Origin of the sequence: Porphyrobacter sp. MBR-155 (assembly GCF_040547625.1) — a bacterium.
In the GTDB taxonomy this organism is placed as follows: Bacteria; Pseudomonadota; Alphaproteobacteria; order Sphingomonadales; family Sphingomonadaceae; genus Erythrobacter.
Genome location: NZ_JBEPQB010000004.1, coordinates 21,595 through 39,353, shown reverse-complemented (window position 1 = coordinate 39,353; position 17,759 = coordinate 21,595). Strand labels below are relative to the sequence as shown.

Here is a 17,759-nt window from a genome sequence, read left to right as displayed (position 1 = left end):
TTGAGCTTCGTATTCTTCGATACAGAGACGACGGGGCTCAAGCGCGGGTTCGATCAGATAATCCATTTCGCGGCTGTTCGCACCGACGGAGACCTGAATGAATTAGGGCGCTTCGAAGCGCGCTCGCGCCTCCAGCCCCATGTGCTACCCCATCCCTCGGCATTGCGGACGAACGGGTTGCCGATCGATTGGCTGACGGACACGAACCTGCCGTCGCACTACTCGATGGTTAGCGACATTCGTCGAAACCTTATGGCTTGGAGTCCGGCCGTATTCATCGGCTTTAATTCGATCCGCTTCGACGAGGAGATGCTGCGCAATGCACTCTTTCAATGCCTCTACCCTCCCTATTTAACAAGCTATCACCGCAACTGCAGGGCCGATGCGCTCAGCCTGATGATGGCCGCTGATGCGGTCTCGCCAGCGCAGCTCGTTGTGCCAATCAACGATGGGGGCCGAAGGACATTTCGATTGCAACACTTGGCAGCGGCGAATGGAGTCGCTCATCCTCGAGCGCATGACGCGATGTCAGATGTGCTTGCGACGGTCGAGCTCTGCCGACTGGTTCGGCAACGGTCTCCGGAGCTTTGGCAACGGTTCGTGCGGTTTTCGAACAAGGCAACTGTTTCGGATTTCGTCGACACCGAAGATGGTTTCGTGCTGACGGAGTTCTATGGCGGACAGGCTTATCACGCGCCGGTTGTATGTATCGGTGTTGACCCTGACCAAGCAAACGGCCGAATTTGCCTCAACCTCAATGAAGACATAGACTATCTTGCTGCGATGGGCGATTTCGAGCTTCAGGCCCACCTCACGCAAAAGCCCAGTCCGATTCGTCGCTTCAGGGTCAATGCGGCACCCACGCTGACCGCTTTCTTCGATGCTCCCGAACATATGTTGGATGGTGGTTCGATTGGCCTCATTGAAGGCCAGGCCCGGCGCGTAAAGGCTGACTCGCATCTACGTGCAAGGCTTGTCGCGGCTTACAACGCTGTTCGCGAGCCGTTTCCTCTCTCGCCTCATCTGGAGGAGCGAATTTACGACGGCTTCCCCGGGCCAGAAGACGAGGGACGCATGAACGCTTTTCACCAAGCATTATGGCCGGATCGCCTCGAAATCGCACAAGGCTTAGAAGACGAGCGTCTGCGGTGGTTTGGCTTACGCCTGATATACTCCGAAGCGCGAAGCGTTCTTCCCGCAACGGTTAGAGGCGAAATAGAGCTCCGCTTGGTAAATCAATTGGCGGGAGATGGATCCGGCTGTCTCACATACGAGCTTGCTCTAACGGAAGCGAAGAAGTTAATTGAGGAAGGAGCAGATCACGACGGCCTTCTCACTCGCTATCGCAACTACTTGCAGGATCGTAGCGCACGGGCTGCCACTTTGGTGGCGCAGATGGGGTTTTGAATTTTTTCCTCCCGCAATATTGCGCGTCTGTGGATCATGCAGTCGCAAAGGTTGGGTGGAGGCAGTCTTCACATCAACCATCATTCAACGACCACTAGTCGATCCTCGACGTCATAGATCGGCTTGTCTTCGAAAGTCCCATTTGCATCATCTTGCGAGAGCTGGGTGTATGGCAGCCTTTACTAGGCTAAAAAGAAGCAGGGTTTACGGCATGTAAGGGGGGCGCTTCCTATTCAGTCATTGCTTGGCAAATCGACGATACGAAAAACAGCCCCTGAGCCGGCTTCACGCACGAGGTCGACGCTCTCGCCGTCCCAGTGATAGTCGAGGTGCCGCCCCTGGACGGGATTTGACGCGCAGTCCGGGTAGAAGAGTGCAACGCATTCCCCGCTAGGATGCCGAATGCTCGGGTAGGCGATCCCGTCCGATCCCGCGCCCCTGAGTTGGTGCGCGAGCGCTTGGGACGCAGCATAGCTGTCGGCATTGAGCGCCGGAACTGGCTCACCCACCAAATGTCGGAGGTCATGCAGGTCTGCATCAACTAACATGACGATTTCGCGGAACTGGGAGGTCCAACCAGGGGCTTCCTTGGTCCGCGCCATGAAGCGGGCATGGTGGTAGATTTTCTCGAACAGCGCGGTCTCGAACCGGTCGGCAACGTAGAGAACGCCGTAGCTGCCATCGGTAAAGCGGCTTGGCCTGTCGGTGCTGACGTGGGTGAATGGCGCCATAAGGTAGGAGGCCCCCGCCCCTCCCGCGCGCCGGTCGACCGGGACCAGGTCGAGATTGCCAATCGTCGTCATGATGCGGGGATTGGTCTTCTGCTCTGCCGCAATCAGCAGCGGCCAGTCAGCTGGATCAGCGATATCTTCGAACAGATCGATTGGCGGAAAGGCGCTCCGGATGATCCGAACAGCGCCCCTCCACTCAACTCGAGAAACCGGGATATCCGCCGTTCCGCTCACCAGCCACCGCGTGTCGCGTCGAGGTAGCGACGCACCCGCATAAGGTCGGTTAGCTCGCCTCCCATCATCACGTCGAGCGCACTGGCTCCGCCGAACGCTTCATTTGCCGCTCTTATCCAAGCATACCCGCGGGTCGCCTCCGAGAAGATGATCCGAAGCGCCTTGTGAATGCCCATGAGGTTGGAGAGACGCGCACGCCCGTCGCGCGAAATACGCCCGGGCCCTTCCGCCTTCCAGCGGCGATAGGAGCGAACTGGCATGTCGAGCAGGGTTGCAGCCTGCTCGTCGGTCAGTTCCCATTTGCCAAACAGATTGAGGACCGCCCGAAACATGGCAGCTGCCTCGTCTTGCGTAATCGGATCGGGCCGGAAGGCGGTAACGGCAGTATCAACGGGTTGCAGAGCCAGCATGGCATTTCTCCATATGGCAGCATATATTCTGAATGATGCCATTTGGCAAGGAGCTATACCGATAATGCCAGTCTGGCAATCACGCTCGCTGCGCCATCGATCGGCACAAAAAGCCGGGTCTGGTAGCGGATGATTTCCGTGAAGCACCCTTGGGCCTTGTACCAGTCGAGGCGGGCGGCGCTCCAACCAGCGAGTTCAAGTCGCTGCGAACCATTGACCAGACTGCGTTTGACCATAAGCTGCTCACGGCCAGCGATTTCCATGGCTCGGCCCGTCGCGAGGACGGTCTGGACGATGTCATCAGCGGAGAGCGTTTGCTCGCGTTCGAGGCCGAGGGCCAGGCAGAGGTCCGAAACACAATGGACAGGAACCTCACGGCCGAGCAACGAGCGACCATCCGCCGCCGAGATACGGCTCACCCTCACGAAGTCCGAAGGGAGCTTGTCCCAGACCGGGAGCAGGAGACCCGTCGCAAGATACAAACGTTCGCGCTTGTGGCTCGTCCTCGCCTCTTCCACCTCGGCGGCCCACGCCTCGCGGAAAGCGCCGATGGCAATGTCCTCCCAGCTGCTCTCAGCCAACTGATCTTCGGTGATGTGACCGCGCCCCAGCGGACGCAGCAATTCGAAGCGGGTCACGCGCGTACCGTCATCGGCAAGAATACTGCGGGCGGGCACAAGAAGGGCGACCCGACCAGAGCGAGCGTTCCGAACCGGCCGCTGCCGCTGGCCGGTGAGGCCGTGAACCTCCTCGAGCCGCTTGAGCGTGAGCGGCTTCAAAGCTCTAGCGATTTCCAGTTCGAGCAGATGAGTGGTGGCGCCCGAGGCCGGATCGGTGCGCAGCAAAGTGTCAGACAAGACCGTGAAGTCCTCGACCGCAATGGTCTCAAGGCCAAGATCGAGTGTCCCAGCCTGACGGGCGGCATCGATGCGCGCTTCGACCAGCCCCATGAACTCGTCAAAGATCGCGTTCTGTAGGGCGATAGGCAGCGCGAGGATACGATTGAGCCACCGCTGGATCGACGGCAGGTCATCGTCCATTGAACCATCAGGTGCTTCGACCCTTAGGCCCGTAAGCTCTTGAAAGCGCCCAAGGCTGACCGCCTCGAGCTTTCTGGTGAACAAGAGGCCGAACCAGCGATGGAGCGCTTCCTTTGCGTAAATGCTTTCGAGATTGTCGGCCGGATCGAACAGATTCTGTCCGCCGGTCTGGCGCTGCCCACGCGTCAAGGCACCGAGGCTGTCGAGCCGCCGTGCGATCGTCGAGATGAACCGGCGTTCGCCGCGCACATCGGTGGTCACCGGCCTGAACAGCGGAGCCGATGCCTGATTGGTGCGATTGGTCCGTCCAAGCCCCTGGATTGCGGCGTCAGCCCGCCAGCCCGGCTCGAGCAGGAAATGAACTCGGCGGGCCTGGTTCTTGGCCGCGAAATCGGCATGGTAGCTACGCCCCGTCCCCCCGGCATCGGAGAACACCAGGATGCGCTTGGCACCGTCCATGAAAGCCTGCGTTTCAGCGACGTTGGCACGCGGCGAACGGGATTGGAGTTTCTGACGACCATCGCGGCCAACGATGAGCCGGCGCGTGCGGCCAGTGACTTCGGCCACTTGGTCGACGCCAAAGCGTTCGATGACGGCGTCGAGCGCTGTCGCGATCGGTGGAAGGGCACAAAGCTGCTCGATCATCCGGTCGCGCGCGGCAAGCGCAGAGCGGCACAGTACCGGCGCGCCGTTTTCGTCGCTCATCGGCTCGGAGCGAGGATGGCCGTTTTCGTCAGTGAAGACAGCCATTAGGCGGACGGGAAAGCTCTTGGCGAGATAGTCGATCACATATTCTCGCGGGGATAGATCGATCTCCAGCGCTTCGCGTTCCTCGTCCGAGAGGTCAGCGAGCCGGCGGTTGAGCATGGCTTCTGCCGTCGAGACCAGCTGGACGACCACAGCGTAACCATCGGCAATAGCCGTATCGATCGCAGGCAGCAGGCTGGGGAGCTTCATCGACAGAAGGAGCTGCGCGAAGAAGCGCTGCTTGGTTCCCTCGAAGATCGACAGCGCTGCGGACTTGGCACCCGAGTTGAGGGTCCCGCCGGTCTCGCTGTCGACAATCCGCGTGGCCTCCAGCGCTTCGCGCAGGTTGGCGTGGATGATCGCCCAAGCCTCGGCATAGGCATCGTAGACCGCGATCTGATCCTCGGTCAGGCAATGCTCGAGGATTTCATATTCGACACCCGCGAAAGAGAGTGCACGCGCGGTATATAGGCCCAGCGACTTGAGATCTCGCGCGACCAGTTCCATCGCGGCGATGCCGCCGTCGCGAATGTCTGCAACGAAAGCCTCGCGATTGGCAAAGGCGGTCTCCGGCCCCCAGAGCCCGAGGCGCGTCGCATAGGCGAGGTTGTTAACGTCGGACGCTCCGGTTGCCGAGGCATAGAGCACGCGCGCTCGCGGCAGGAGGTTTTGCAAGCGGACTCCAGCTATGCCCTGCTCTGAGCCTTTGACCTTGCCCCGCGATCCTTCACCGCCGGCTGCGTTGGCCATGGCGTGCGCTTCGTCGAACACGATGACACCGTCGAAATCCTCACCAGCCCAGGCGAGGATCTGGTCGAGCCGGGTTGCGTCGCTCCGACCCGAACGCAGCGTCGGATAGGTCACGAAGAGGATCCCGTCGCGCATAGCGATGGGGGTGCCGAGTTTCCAGGACGCCAGCGGCTGGATGTCGATTGGGAGACCGCCAAGGGCGGCCCAGTCGCGGCGTGCGTCTTCGAGCAACGCCTCGTTCTTCGAAATCCAGATATGGCGGCGTTCCCCGCGCACCCAGCGGTCGAGAATGACGCTCGCAACCTGACGGCCCTTCCCGGCACCTGTTCCGTCCCCGAGGAAATATCCCAGTCGGTAGGTCTGGCCTTCCGCAGATGCCTTGAGTGAACAGCCCTTGTCCTCGGGTTCGAACCGGCCGGGCAGATCGCGCGCATGGGCGCTTGCAGCGTAGATGAGTGTCTCTGCCTGGGCAGCCGATAGCAGTCCCTTGGCAATCAGCCCGTCGGGCAGCTGGGGCACAGCTTCGGGAATTGGTGCAGCGATCGACCCCATAGCGACGGACTCAACGAGAGGCGTGGGATGCCCGGCAGCGTCATCAATCACGATCCTGCTCGGGCGATAGGGCAGATAGTGGCCGACCTGAGGGGCGAGCGGCGCAGGGGTTTCAAGCGACTGGTAGGTGAGCGACCCGATGGCAGAGGCTGAAGGAGTGATCCTGGCTGGTGTAGGCAGCGGCCTGCGCGGCGCGGCCACCAGACGAAATGGAGCACGAGCCGGAAGGCTAGATTTCTCGGGAGCGGCCTCCAGGCTGGCGCGAGCCGGTAAAGCATCGACAAGATAGGCCAGCTGGCGCAAGTCGTCCGTGCGGATAGCGACAGGCTCGTTGCCGCCTTCCACCTTGTCGAGAACCAGAAGCCGCGTGGTGATCCCGGTGCCGCTCTTGATGAATGCGCGTTCGACTGCGGCATTGAGCCGCAGCGCAACTGGCCCCTTCACGCCGGCTAGAAACCTCCCGCAGTCGAACCATTCGGGCATGATCGCGACAAGTCGACCACCGGGGGCAAGCCGGTTCCACGCGGAGCGCAGATGCCTTGCCCCTGTGCGACCATCGTGGCCCCGTTCGATTCCGTGAGAATAGGGCGGGTTCATGAGCACGACGCTCGGGACGACGGCTACATCGAGCAGCTCATCGATCAATTCGGCGTCGTGTCCGGTCACACGGGCAGCCGGGAATTGGGCGCTCAGGCAATCGCGACGCAGCGGCGAAATCTCGTTGAGGGCAAGGCGCGTCTCGGCTTTGTTGGCCCAGACTGCGAGCATCCCTGTTCCGGCCGACGGTTCCAGCACAAGCTCGCCGGTTGCCAGCGCGCAAGCCCGGGCAGCGAGCCAGGCAAGGTGCGGCGGCGTTGCGAACTGCTGCCATTCGATCTGCTCGTCGCTGCGGTTGGTCTGGGTCGGAAGTCGTGCATCGAGGGAGCATAAGAACTGTTCCGCCTCGTCGATCGGGGTTGAGAGCTGGATTTGATCGAACGCTTGCAGGTATTGAACCTGTGCCAGCTCGAGCGCTGCGTGAGCGTCACGAACTGACCAACGCCCGAGAGCATCGCTGCCACCGAAGTGCTCAGTCATGATACGCGTTACGTCGCCGCGTGATAGCGCGCGGCCTGCGGCAAGCTCAGAAGTCATGGTCTGAGCCGCCATCACAACGACTGGCGGTGACGGTGGATCGAAAGCGAAAGCGAGGGAAGAGTTGGACATGGTAACCTCCTGACGAGGTCCTGCGGCGGGCAGGCCTCAATCAGTCGAAGGCCCCCTCCCCTCTGCCCGATGGATCAGGTTTTCGGGCAAGCCGGGACTTTAGCTCATCGTTCCAGTCAAAACCGGGTGAGGCTGGCGCTCGTAAATGTATGACACGATTGGGCGCAGCGTAGGCCTTCAGCGCTCGCTGCTCCGCAAGAGCGCCCCCGGCGTCATTGTCGATAAACAAGTAGAGCTCGCGCACGCTCTCCGGGATCGCAACAAGACCGAAACGCTCGTTCCCAAGTGTTGCCCAGCACGGGATCCCGAACAACTGCATTGCGGAAAGTGCGCTCTCGATACCTTCGGCGAGCCCCAGACGCCCCTGCACTGGAGTCGCAATCCTGACAGCACCACAGCCAAGGCTGCCCAGCGCGCGCTTCGGCCGCTCGAAGCCGACCAGCTTGCCGCTGGGCAGGTCGAGAAATGTCCTGTGTATTGCGAGTATGCCAATGTCAGTCGTGACCGCCGCCAACATCGCAGGGAGAAATTGGACCGCCCCGCGCGGCCCAAGCGGCGTACGTTCCAGGTAACGGAACTGGTCTGATGCGCGCTGGAGACCGCGCTGCACGAGGTATCTTTCGGCAGGGCTGCCGGAGATCGCCGTCGCCGAGTGCCACAAACGCCGTGCGTTGGAATTGAAGTCTCTTTTTTCCTGCGGATCAGCGGCCACCGCGCCAGAACCATCGAACAGGTCACGGCTGCGAACACCCTGGCGGTCCAGTGCCACGATGACATCCTCGTTCGAGCATCCCGCAAAGCAATGAAACAGGATCGCTTTCCGACCCAGTGTCACGCTCAGCGAGGGAGTGCGGTCGTCGTGTGCCGGGCAGCAGCACATGCCTTTGCCATGACGCCATGTTCCGTTGAGGCGTTCGACAATCGTGCGGGCACGGCGTTCGAGTTGATGAGCATTCTTTAGCTGGGGCATCGACCTACTCCGATAGAGGTGCCGTCCCCGTGCAGCCTCCGCTCTGCACCAGCGCCAAACCATTTTCCTACGCTCTATGTTCTTTATATGTTCTCACGCGATTCGACTACAGAAAGATCGAGAGATGATGAAAAGAGCTCTACTGTTGGGTGGCATTGCCATCGCATCAGCCATGCCTGCAAATGCCGAGGAATTGCCGATGCCAGCATTAGTTGACGTCCCCGCCAGGTATTCCGACGGCATCAGGATTGCCGAAGCATCAAACGGCTTCCAGCTGGTCGAGCATGGGCTCTGGCAATCCGTGCAGGTCGCCCCAGCACCGAGCGTGACCGTGGCAGACAATAGCTGGGTCAACCTGCCATCTGAATCCGAGCGCAAGGAGAAAACTGGCCCATCCGGGTTCCGACGGGCGAGCTACCTGCCCCACATATATGCGGCAGAAGCTAAGTATTCTTTGCCCACTGGCCTGCTCGACGCACTCGTTTGGACCGAGTCCCGCTACAATCCGCTCGCCGTCAGCCCAGCAGGCGCCGCTGGCCTTGGTCAGCTGATGCCAGCAACCGCACAAGAGCTCGGTGTCTCGAATCGATTTGACCCCATGGCCAATATCTTCGGCGCGGCGCGGTATCTGAGGCAGATGCTCGACAAGTTCGGAGTGGTCCACCTCGCTTTGGCGGCCTATAATGCCGGGCCAGGTGCAGTCGAACGCGCGGGCGGTATACCTCGGAATGGCGAGACGCCCAAATATGTCCGCGATGTGCTTCGCCATTGGCGTTCTTAGCAATCGCTCCAAATTGCCGAGTGCACTTCACGATGAAAGTTCGCCTTTCATCCCAGTTGTCGCGCGTCAGCTAAGGTAAGCAGTTCTCACCCGGCCTTATGTGCCCATGCTTGCCAGACGGTCGTAACTGAGGGAATTGGTGCATCGAAGAGTAAATTCGATGCTCGCAAGCATTCCCGTGACAGGCAAATCTGAAGTATGGCTCTTTCAGCCATTTTCCGGGCTAGCTGTACCCACCCTCACTCCGGCGGCGCAATGTTGCCCGCATCAGCTGCCACACCATTGCAGTAGCGCCCCCACGCTTCCATCAACTTCACCCGCATGCCCGGCTGATCCGGCGTGCCGAGATAGGTTGTGCGCCGATAGGCCGCCTGCACCGCGTCGGGCGTCTTGTGCGCCAGCGCCGCTTCGACCACGGCATCGGGGAAGCCTTCGTTTGCGGCCCAATCGGTGAACGTGGAGCGGAAGCCGTGGACGTGGTAGGGTTCGCACATGTCGCGCATGACCTTGAGCAGCGTCATGTTGGACATCGCCTTGCCGGTCATGCCGGGGAAGACCACCTCGGCTCCTTCAAGGCGCATCGCATCCGCCTTCGCGAGTACCGCCAGAGCCGCGTCCGAGAGCGGCACGATTTGCGCCCTGTTGCGTTTCATATGTTCAGCTGGGATCGTCCAGAGGCGTTGCTCAAGATCGAATTCATACCATGTCGCAAGCCGCACCTCCTGGGAGCGGACGCCCGTCAGAATGAGAAGGTCTAGCGCCAGACGCGTGTAAGTAGGCTTGCGCCGCAAGGCGATCATGAAACCGGGTAACGCGACATAGGGCATGGCCTTGCGGTTTTCCGCCTGCTTCACCTGTCGCGGAAGGCCCCTGCCCGCCTTCAGGCTGCCATTGCCAGAAGGTGCCTCGCGCGAGCGCCAACCCTTGGCATGGGAATAATCGAGCACGGTGCAAATCCGATTGCGCACCTGACGGGCGGTTTCGGGGATTTCCTGCCAGATCGGCGTCAGCACGTTGATGATATCGGGACTGGTGATGCTGCCGGTCGGCTTGTCACCCAGCTTCGGAAAGGCATAGTTCTCGAGACTCGCAAGCCACTGGCGCGCATAAACAGCGCTTTTCCAGCCCGCCTCGTTCTCGGAGTGGTACTGGGTCGCGGCTGCGCGGAATGTCACTTTGGCGGCTGCATCGTCTTTCTTCTCCGCCAGAACATCGCGCTGATCGACCTTGATCGCCCTGCGTAGGTCGGCGGCTTTGTGACGCGCGTCCGCCAGTGTCAGCAGCTTGGCGCTTCCGATGCCGATGTCCCGTCGCTTGCCATCCTGCTGCACGCGAAGATTCCAGTACGCACCGCCGCGTTTATCCACTTTTAGAAAAAGTCCGTCCCCATCCTGATAGGTGCCGGGATTCGCCAAGGCTGCCTTGACCGCAACTGCTGTGAGTTTGCCCATCGATTTACCCCCACATTCTTTACCCCCTCACCGGGGTAGTCAAAGTGTGGGGGTAACCGATTTTACCCCCACATTACCCCCACACTAGGCTCCGGCTGCGTGCAAACGGGAGCGGTTTTGTGCGGATAGATAAGGGCAAATTACCCTAGGAAAACGAGGATTTCCATGGGGTTTTGTGGATGCTTGCGGATAAGGGGGTGGTGGACAGGGCTGGATTCGAACCAGCGTACGCTTGCGCGGGCAGATTTACAGTCTGCTGCCTTTAACCACTCGGCCACCTGTCCACACAGTCCCCTGTTTCGGGGGGCGTTCCTGAGCGCGCTACGCTCTGAAAATGCACAAGCCCGAACCGAGCTCAATGCCGAGAGGCGCCCCTTTGGCGAAGCGGTGCTTGCCTGTCAATGGCCCTGCTGGCAGGGGAGCGCACGCAACATCGCGAGCAAGGAACAAAGATGCCCAAGGAAGAACGCAAACGCGCCCTGAGAGGCCGCGCAGGCCGGATGAAGGGCGGGCGCGGTTCGGGCCGGGCCGGAACCGGGCAGGTGCGCCTGTGGGGCCGCCACGCGGTTGAGGCCGCTTTGAAAAACCCCGAACGCCAGCACCGCAAGCTGTGGGCGACTCGTGAGGGGATCGACAGCCTTGATGGGGAGTTGCCCGAAGGCTTCCCGGTTGAATATGCCGATGTCGCTGATCTGGGGCGGCTGGTAGCGAAGGATGCCCCGCATCAAGGGTTGGTGCTCGAATGCGCCCCGCTCGAAGACCGGTTCCTTGATGAAGTTGCATTGGGAGAGGCTGATCGGCCAATCGTGGTGCTCGATCAGGTGACCGATCCGCACAATGTCGGTGCGATTTTGCGCTCAGCCGCCGCGTTTGGCGCTGCCGCGATCGTCACGCAGGATCGCCATGCCCCGCCCGAAGGCGGCGTGCTGGCCAAGTCCGCCTCGGGCGCGCTGGAGACCGTACCGTGGATCAGAGTGGTCAACCTCGCCCGCGCGCTCGATGAACTGGCCGAAGCTGGGTACTGGCGCATCGGGCTGGCCGGGGAAGCCGAGGCGGTGCTCGCCGAGGTAATGCCAACGGGGCCGCTCGTCATCGTGCTGGGCGCGGAAGGCGAAGGGATGCGGCCCAATATCGCCGGACATTGCGATGTGCTGGCAAAACTGCCGATCTCGTCAGCCATCGAAAGCCTCAATGTGTCGAACGCTGCGGCGATTGCGCTTTATGCGGTCGCCACCCGCAGTTAAAAGGCGCGCACGGGGACTGCGCTGAACGCCAATGAGGGGGACGACTGCCATGACCATATTTTCAAGCATCCGCTTGCGCACAGCAGCCGTGCTAGCGGGGTTTGCGCTCGCATTGTCGGGCTGTTTCATGACGCCGGGCAAGTTTACATCCGAACTGGCACTGACCGGGCCGGACAGTTTCACCTTTAGCTATGATGGCGAGATTTTCTTCCTCACCCTGTCGAAGCTCGCGCAGATGGACGCAGCATCCGGCGGTTCCTTCGTCGCCAACTGTTACGACGATGAAACCTACGAAAGCCGTGATTGCTCCCCTGAAGAAGAAGCCGTGCAGCGTGAGGAATGGGATGCCGCAGCGCAGGAACGCGCCGAACGGCAAAAGATTGAGGCCAAACAGATGGCCGCCATGATGGGTGGTATCGATCCATCCGATCCCAAGGCAGCAGAAGAACTGGTCGCACTTTTAAAGCGCCAGAAGGGCTGGGATCGCGTGGTGCACAAGGGCGACGGGCTGTTCGACATCAGCTACCGCGTGTCGGGCACGCTGGGGCATGATTTCCTGTTCCCGATGATCGAGGACTTTCCTCCGACCAATCCCTTCGTCCAGATGATCCAGCGCAAGGGCGGTCAGGTGCGTATCGATGCACCCGGCTTTGCCGCACAGAATGCCGATGCAGGGATGGGCGCGATGATGGGTATGGGTTCACTCGCCGGTCTGGCTGCGATGGGCGCGAATGAAGGCGCGAAAGACGCCAGCGAGGATGCTGGAACAATGCCAGGGTTCCCGGTGATCGACGGCACCTTCACCGTGCGCACCGCGCCGGGAATGCGCATTCTGGCCAACAATACGGATGAAGGCCCCGATGCAGCAACCGACGGCGGCGAAGTGCTGACCTGGCGCATTACCGCACGCACCACTCAGGCACCCACCGCACTGATCGCCTCTGCGCGCTGATCGGGCGATCCACCAACACAAAACCCCGCCAGCCTTGTCGGCTGACGGGGTTTCCTTTGTCCCTGCTAGCAATGCAATTAGTAAGCCGGCGCGATCAGTTGACCGCGTCTTTCAGCCCCTTGCCAGCCTTGAACTTGGGCTGCGTTGAAGCCTTGATCGGCATTGGCTCGCCCGTGCGCGGATTGCGCCCCATCGATGCCTTGCGCTTGGCCACCGAAAAAGTGCCAAACCCGACAAGCCGAACTTCATCGCCGCCCGCCAGCGCTTTGGTGATCGCGCCGAATACACTTTCGACCGCGTAAGATGCATCGTTTTTAGACAGACCGCTTGCGTCAGCAACAGCGCCGATAAGGTCGTTCTTGTTCATATGGGAACCCCCTTGTTTTTGGATAATCTGGGATAGCTGGGAATCGCTAATTTTAAAGCGCGCAAATTGAGACCGTTTTGCCAAGACTGTCAAAGGCAAATAGCCCGCGAATCACGTCTGGTGGGGAAGTTCTAGCGGCTCAATGCGCGGTTGGCACGTCCGTAGCAGACAGATTTGTTCCTGCGTTGGCAGCGCCCGGCTGGCTCGCAAGGTCATCTGCCTCGGTCCACTCGATCGCCACCGGGGCTTCCACTAGCGCTCGCGCCAGAACCTCGTCGACGTGGCTTACGGGAATGATCTCCAGCCCCGCTTTTACGTTGGCCGGGATTTCTGCAAGATCCTTGACGTTCTCTTCCGGAATAAGGACGGTCTTGATCCCTCCGCGCAGCGCGGCGAGCAGCTTTTCCTTCAATCCGCCAATCGCCAGCACCCGTCCGCGCAGCGTCACCTCGCCGGTCATCGCGACATCGGGACGCACCGCGATGCCGGTCAGCGTCGACACAATCGAGGTCACCATGCCGACCCCAGCGCTCGGCCCATCCTTGGGCACAGCGCCTTCGGGCAGGTGGATATGCACGTTCTTGCGCTGAAACAGGCTCGGCTTGATGCCATAGGCGGGCGCGCGCGCTTTGACGAAGCTGAAGGCCGCCGAAACGCTTTCATTCATCACCTGGCCGAGTTTGCCGGTGGTTTTGACCTCACCCTTGCCCGGGGTGGTGACGCTTTCGATGGTCAGCAATTCGCCGCCCACCGATGTCCACGCCAGACCTGTCACTGCACCAACCTGCGCTTCGTCTTCGCTTACACCGTGCTTGAACTTGCGCACGCCAGAAAACTCACCAAGGTTTTCGGACGTAATGGTGACGCTGGCAGCCTTCTTTTCAAGGATGCGGCGCAGGCTTTTGCGGCACAGCTTGGCAATCTCGCGTTCCAAAGTGCGCACGCCCGCCTCGCGGGTGTAATAGCGGATGAGGTCGCGCAAGCCTTCTTCGGTGAGGATGAATTCGCCATTTTTCAGCCCATGCGCTTCGACCTGCTTGGCGATCAGATGGCGCTGCGCAATCTCCACCTTCTCGTCCTCGGTATAGCCTTCCAACCGGATAATCTCCATCCGGTCGAGAAGTGGCTGCGGCAGATCGAGACTGTTCGCGGTGCACACGAACATGACGTCCGAAAGATCGAGTTCGAGTTCGAGGTAGTGATCCTGGAACTTGCCGTTCTGTTCGGGATCGAGCACTTCAAGCAACGCCGAGGCCGGATCGCCGCGGAAATCCTGTCCCAGCTTGTCGATTTCATCGAGCAGGAAAAGCGGATTGCTCGTCCCGGCCTTTTTGAGGTTGGCAACGATCTTGCCCGGCATCGAGCCAATGTAAGTGCGCCGGTGGCCGCGGATTTCCGCCTCGTCACGCACCCCGCCCAGCGACTGGCGCACGAATTCGCGGCCCGTTGCCCGCGCGATAGATTTGCCCAGCGACGTCTTGCCTACCCCCGGCGGGCCGACAAGGCACAGGATCGGCCCCTTCAGCTTGTTGGTGCGCGCCTGCACGGCGAGGTATTCGACGATGCGATCCTTGACCTTTTCGAGCGCATAGTGATCGGCATCAAGCACGTCCTGCGCCTTGGCGATGTCTTTCTTCAGCTTGGATTTCTTGCCCCATGGCAGGCCGAGCAGCACGTCGAGATAGTTGCGAATCACTGTCGCCTCGGCGCTCATCGGCTGCATCGCACGCAGCTTTTTCAGCTCGGCATGGGCCTTGGCCTTGGCTTCCTTCGATAGCTTGGTCTTTGCGATCTTCTCGGTCAGTTCGGCGATTTCATTGCCGTCTTCACCGTCCCCGCCGCCAAGTTCGCTCTGGATCGCCTTCAACTGTTCGTTGAGGTAATATTCGCGCTGAGTCTTCTCCATCTGGCGCTTCACGCGCCCGCGAATGCGGCGTTCAACCTGCAAGACCGACAATTCGCCTTCCATGAAGGCCATCACCAGTTCGAGCCGCTTCAACGGACTGGTTTCGGTCAGCAGCGATTGCTTGTCGGAAACCTTGGCGCTGATTGCCGCGGCGATGGTATCGGCCAACTGGCCCGCGTCATCAACATCGGACAGGTCTACACCGGCGTCCTCGCCCAGCTTCTTGTTGAGCTTCACATACTCGCCGAACTGTTCGACCACCTGCCGCATCAGCGCGGTGACTTCGCTACCCGAAACTGTGTCGGGATCGATAAGATCGACTTCGGCGGCGACGTGCGAACCTTCATCGACCAGCGCCGAGAGCTTTGCACGGGTCTTACCTTCAACCAGCACACGCACGGTACCATCGGGCAGTTTCAGCAGTTGGAGCACCTGCGCAATCACGCCGACATCATAAAGGTCATCGCCCTCGGGATCATCACAGCCCGGATCAAGCTGAGCAATCAGGACGATGTCCTTGGATGCCGCCATCGCCGCTTCGAGCGCCGCGACCGATTTATCGCGCCCGACGAACAGCGGCACCACCATGCCGGGGAAAACGACTATATCGCGCAACGGGAGGAGAGGGAAAGTCTGAGTCATATTTTTGTGTCCACGGCGGCCGATTGGGCCTGCCTTTGCAGTGAATATGGGTAGCAGGCTCGCGGCCCGCAATGGTGCACGCAGGCTAAGCTGTGGACTCTGGCCGGCACTTTACCCCATGCTGGGCAGGTTGAACCCCGGCGAAGCTCTGGTTTCGGGCCACCAGGAGCCATTGCGCTTTGCCAACCTTTGCGTTTGCTCTCTGATCTTAACCCATGCCGGGCAGGTTGAACCCCGGCGGCAGGCCCATTGAACCTTGCATCTCGCGCATTTGCTGTTCGGACACCCGGTCGGCCCGGTCACGCGCGTCGTTAAAGGCGGCGGCAACCAGGTCTTCGAGGATCTGCTTGTCATCCGGTTTCATCAGGCTGTCGTCAATCACCACACCGAGAATGCGGCCCTTGGCGCTGGCACGAACTTTCACCAATCCGCCGCCAGCGGTACCCTCAACCTCGATGCTGTCGAGCTTGACCTGCATTTCGCTCATTTGCTTCTGGATCGTTTCTGCGGCTTGCTGCGCAGCCTGCATCATTTCTTCCATCGATTTCATTGGGAAAGTCTCCTTAATTCCAAGGGGGGCTGGCCGAAGCTGCGGCAAGGTTGCCTTCTACGCCAAGCAACTCAGCCTCGGGGAAGGCTTCAAACGCGGCCTTGACCAGCGGATCGGCGCGGACGCGTTCATCGGCGGCGCGCGCTTCTGCTTCGATGGTCTCACGCAAACTGGGCTGCGCCGTGCCAGTCCCGCGCTCGACCAGCCAACGTTTGCCCGTCACCTTGAACAATGCATCGCGGATTTCGGGCGCGGGATCATCGGGAAAATTGTCAGCCTGTTCGAACATTACCTGCTCAGGCGCCAACTCAATTACCCGCACCCGGCTGCGCATCACTTCGGCAACATGCAGCATCCCGGCACGATCAACCTCGCTGACCAGTGCGGCCCAATCGAGCGTCGATACAGCGGCGTGCGGTGCAGCAGGCGTATCATCTTGTGCGGCTGAAACAGCAGGTGCAGCAATCGCATTTGCCGCCAATTCTTCAATCCGCTTCGCCAGCTTGCCCGGATCGGGCATCTGGCCTGCGTGGAGGATGCGCAGCAAGGCCATTTGCAGCGATACCAGCGGATCGGGCGCGGTGCGCACTTCGTCATGGCCTTTGAGCAGCAATTGCCACAATCGGTGCAGTTCGGCCGCGCCCAAGCGGGCCGCGAAATCAGCCAGCGCCGCGCGCTCTTCCTCGGCCGGGGCATCAGGCTCCCCGCCAGACACCTGCGCCAGCGTGACCCGATGCGTCAGATCCATCAACGCGCGGATCAGCGCCAGCGGCTCCACCCCCAGCGCGTATTGCTCGTCGACTGCGGCGAGCAGCGCTTTGGCGTCACCTTCGAGCAGGTGGCCGAGCAAGCGGCGCTGCGCGCTTTTGTCCGCCAGCCCCAGCATATCACGCACCCGCGCGGCAGTGACCTTGCCCTCCCCGTCGAGGTCGGCATGGGCAATCGCCTGATCGAGGATCGAAAGCCCATCGCGCACCGATCCTTCAGCGGCAGCGGCAATGATCCGCAGGCCTTCATCCTCTGCCGCGATCCCTTCCAATCCGCACACTTTGGCAAAATGCCCTGCCAACATTGGCGCGGGGATACGGCGCAGGTCAAACCGCTGCGTGCGGCTGAGCACCGTGACCGGCAGCTTATCGACCTCAGTCGTGGCAAACAGGAACTTCACATGCGGCGGCGGTTCTTCAAGTGTCTTCAGCAAGGCATTGAATGCATTGCGCGACAGCATGTGAACTTCGTCGATAATGTAGATTTTGTAGCGCGCCGAAACCGCAGCGTAGCGCACCTGTTCGATGATCTCGCGCACGTCATCGACCCCGGTGTTCGATGCCGCGTCCATCTCGATCACGTCGATATGGCGGCCTTCGGCAATCGCAACGCAGGCCTCACACACACCGCAAGGATCAATCGTCGGCCCGCCCTGCCCATCCGGCCCAACGCAGTTCAGCGCCTTGGCGATCAGCCGCGCAGTCGAGGTTTTGCCGACCCCCCTTACCCCGGTCATCAGAAACGCATGGGCCAACCTGTCGCGCGCGATAGCGTTGGCAAGGGTGCGCACCATCGCTTCCTGTCCGATCAGTTCGGAAAAGGTCTGCGGGCGATATTTGCGCGCCAGCACCCGATAGGGCTGATTGGTTGCGGCAGGGGCTGGTTTGGCCGGCTGAGCCGCAGGAGCGGCCTCCTGCGTGGGCGCGGGTTCGCCGAACAGCGCATTCTGCCCCGCTGCCTCCAGCTCTGCTGCTGTTGGGCCAGTGGTATCTTCAGGCAGATCTGGATCGGAATCGCTCATGGCACAAAGCTAGGCGCTTGGGCCGCGTTT

Annotated in this window: 13 protein-coding genes and 1 tRNA gene; 4 read left to right on the top strand and 10 right to left on the bottom strand. The window is 60.8% G+C overall.

Features of this window, described 5'->3' with window-relative positions:
• Positions 1–1,407 carry an exonuclease domain-containing protein gene (locus ABIE62_RS05215; RefSeq protein WP_354324167.1) on the top strand — a complete coding sequence of 469 codons (1,407 nt, stop codon included), beginning with the start codon at positions 1–3 and terminating at the stop codon, positions 1,405–1,407.
• Positions 1,408–1,640: 233 nt separating this feature from the next.
• On the opposite strand, the gene ABIE62_RS05210 is transcribed toward ABIE62_RS05215, so the two are convergent.
• Genes ABIE62_RS05210 through ABIE62_RS05195 form a run of 4 tightly spaced genes read right to left on the bottom strand, consistent with a single transcriptional unit; the run spans position 1,641 to position 8,047 of the window.
• Complete coding sequence (locus ABIE62_RS05210; RefSeq protein ID WP_354324165.1) at positions 1,641–2,372, bottom strand: RES family NAD+ phosphorylase; 732 nt, start codon at positions 2,370–2,372, stop codon at positions 1,641–1,643.
• Entirely contained in the window at positions 2,369–2,782 is a 414-nt protein-coding gene (locus tag ABIE62_RS05205) for an MbcA/ParS/Xre antitoxin family protein (RefSeq protein ID WP_354324164.1), read from the bottom strand. Before ABIE62_RS05205 ends, ABIE62_RS05210 begins: the two co-directional genes overlap by 4 nt.
• A 53-nt stretch (positions 2,783–2,835) precedes the next feature.
• Positions 2,836–7,077, bottom strand: coding sequence for a strawberry notch-like NTP hydrolase domain-containing protein (locus tag ABIE62_RS05200; protein ID WP_354324162.1), 4,242 nt, complete (start codon positions 7,075–7,077; stop codon positions 2,836–2,838).
• A 40-nt stretch (positions 7,078–7,117) separates the two neighbouring features.
• Positions 7,118–8,047 carry a DUF7146 domain-containing protein gene (locus ABIE62_RS05195; protein ID WP_354324160.1) on the bottom strand — a complete coding sequence of 310 codons (930 nt, stop codon included), beginning with the start codon at positions 8,045–8,047 and terminating at the stop codon, positions 7,118–7,120.
• Between the two features lie 124 nt (positions 8,048–8,171).
• Here ABIE62_RS05195 and ABIE62_RS05190 point away from each other — a divergent pair, with 124 nt between their 5' ends.
• Positions 8,172–8,828, top strand: coding sequence for a lytic transglycosylase domain-containing protein (locus ABIE62_RS05190; RefSeq protein WP_354324158.1), 657 nt, complete (start codon positions 8,172–8,174; stop codon positions 8,826–8,828).
• 239 nt (positions 8,829–9,067) lie between these two features.
• On the opposite strand, the gene ABIE62_RS05185 is transcribed toward ABIE62_RS05190, so the two are convergent.
• Together ABIE62_RS05185 and ABIE62_RS05180 are read right to left on the bottom strand one after the other, a co-directional pair.
• Entirely contained in the window at positions 9,068–10,279 is a 1,212-nt protein-coding gene (locus ABIE62_RS05185) for a tyrosine-type recombinase/integrase (RefSeq protein WP_354324156.1), read from the bottom strand.
• A gap of 198 nt (positions 10,280–10,477) precedes the next feature.
• Positions 10,478–10,563 (bottom strand) — tRNA-Tyr (locus ABIE62_RS05180).
• 168 nt (positions 10,564–10,731) lie between these two features.
• Between ABIE62_RS05180 and rlmB the strand changes: the two genes are divergently transcribed.
• Complete coding sequence (gene rlmB, locus ABIE62_RS05175) at positions 10,732–11,523, top strand: 23S rRNA (guanosine(2251)-2'-O)-methyltransferase RlmB (protein WP_354324155.1); 792 nt, start codon at positions 10,732–10,734, stop codon at positions 11,521–11,523.
• A gap of 49 nt (positions 11,524–11,572) precedes the next feature.
• Positions 11,573–12,475, top strand: coding sequence for a hypothetical protein (locus tag ABIE62_RS05170; RefSeq protein ID WP_354324153.1), 903 nt, complete (start codon positions 11,573–11,575; stop codon positions 12,473–12,475).
• Positions 12,476–12,569: 94 nt separating this feature from the next.
• Here the strand turns inward: ABIE62_RS05170 and ABIE62_RS05165 are convergent, their stop codons facing one another.
• The 4 genes from ABIE62_RS05165 to ABIE62_RS05150 form a co-directional block, all read right to left on the bottom strand.
• Positions 12,570–12,842, bottom strand: coding sequence for an HU family DNA-binding protein (locus ABIE62_RS05165; protein WP_354324152.1), 273 nt, complete (start codon positions 12,840–12,842; stop codon positions 12,570–12,572).
• Between the two features lie 139 nt (positions 12,843–12,981).
• Positions 12,982–15,390: an endopeptidase La gene (gene lon, locus ABIE62_RS05160; protein WP_354324150.1), complete on the bottom strand. Its 2,409-nt coding sequence runs from the start codon at positions 15,388–15,390 to the stop codon at positions 12,982–12,984.
• 208 nt (positions 15,391–15,598) lie between these two features.
• Positions 15,599–15,940: a YbaB/EbfC family nucleoid-associated protein gene (locus tag ABIE62_RS05155; protein ID WP_354324149.1), complete on the bottom strand. Its 342-nt coding sequence runs from the start codon at positions 15,938–15,940 to the stop codon at positions 15,599–15,601.
• Positions 15,941–15,953: 13 nt separating this feature from the next.
• Positions 15,954–17,729 (bottom strand): DNA polymerase III subunit gamma/tau, encoded by a 1,776-nt coding sequence (locus ABIE62_RS05150; RefSeq protein WP_354324148.1) that lies wholly within the window; start codon positions 17,727–17,729, stop codon positions 15,954–15,956.
• Positions 17,730–17,759: the final 30 nt, after the last annotated feature.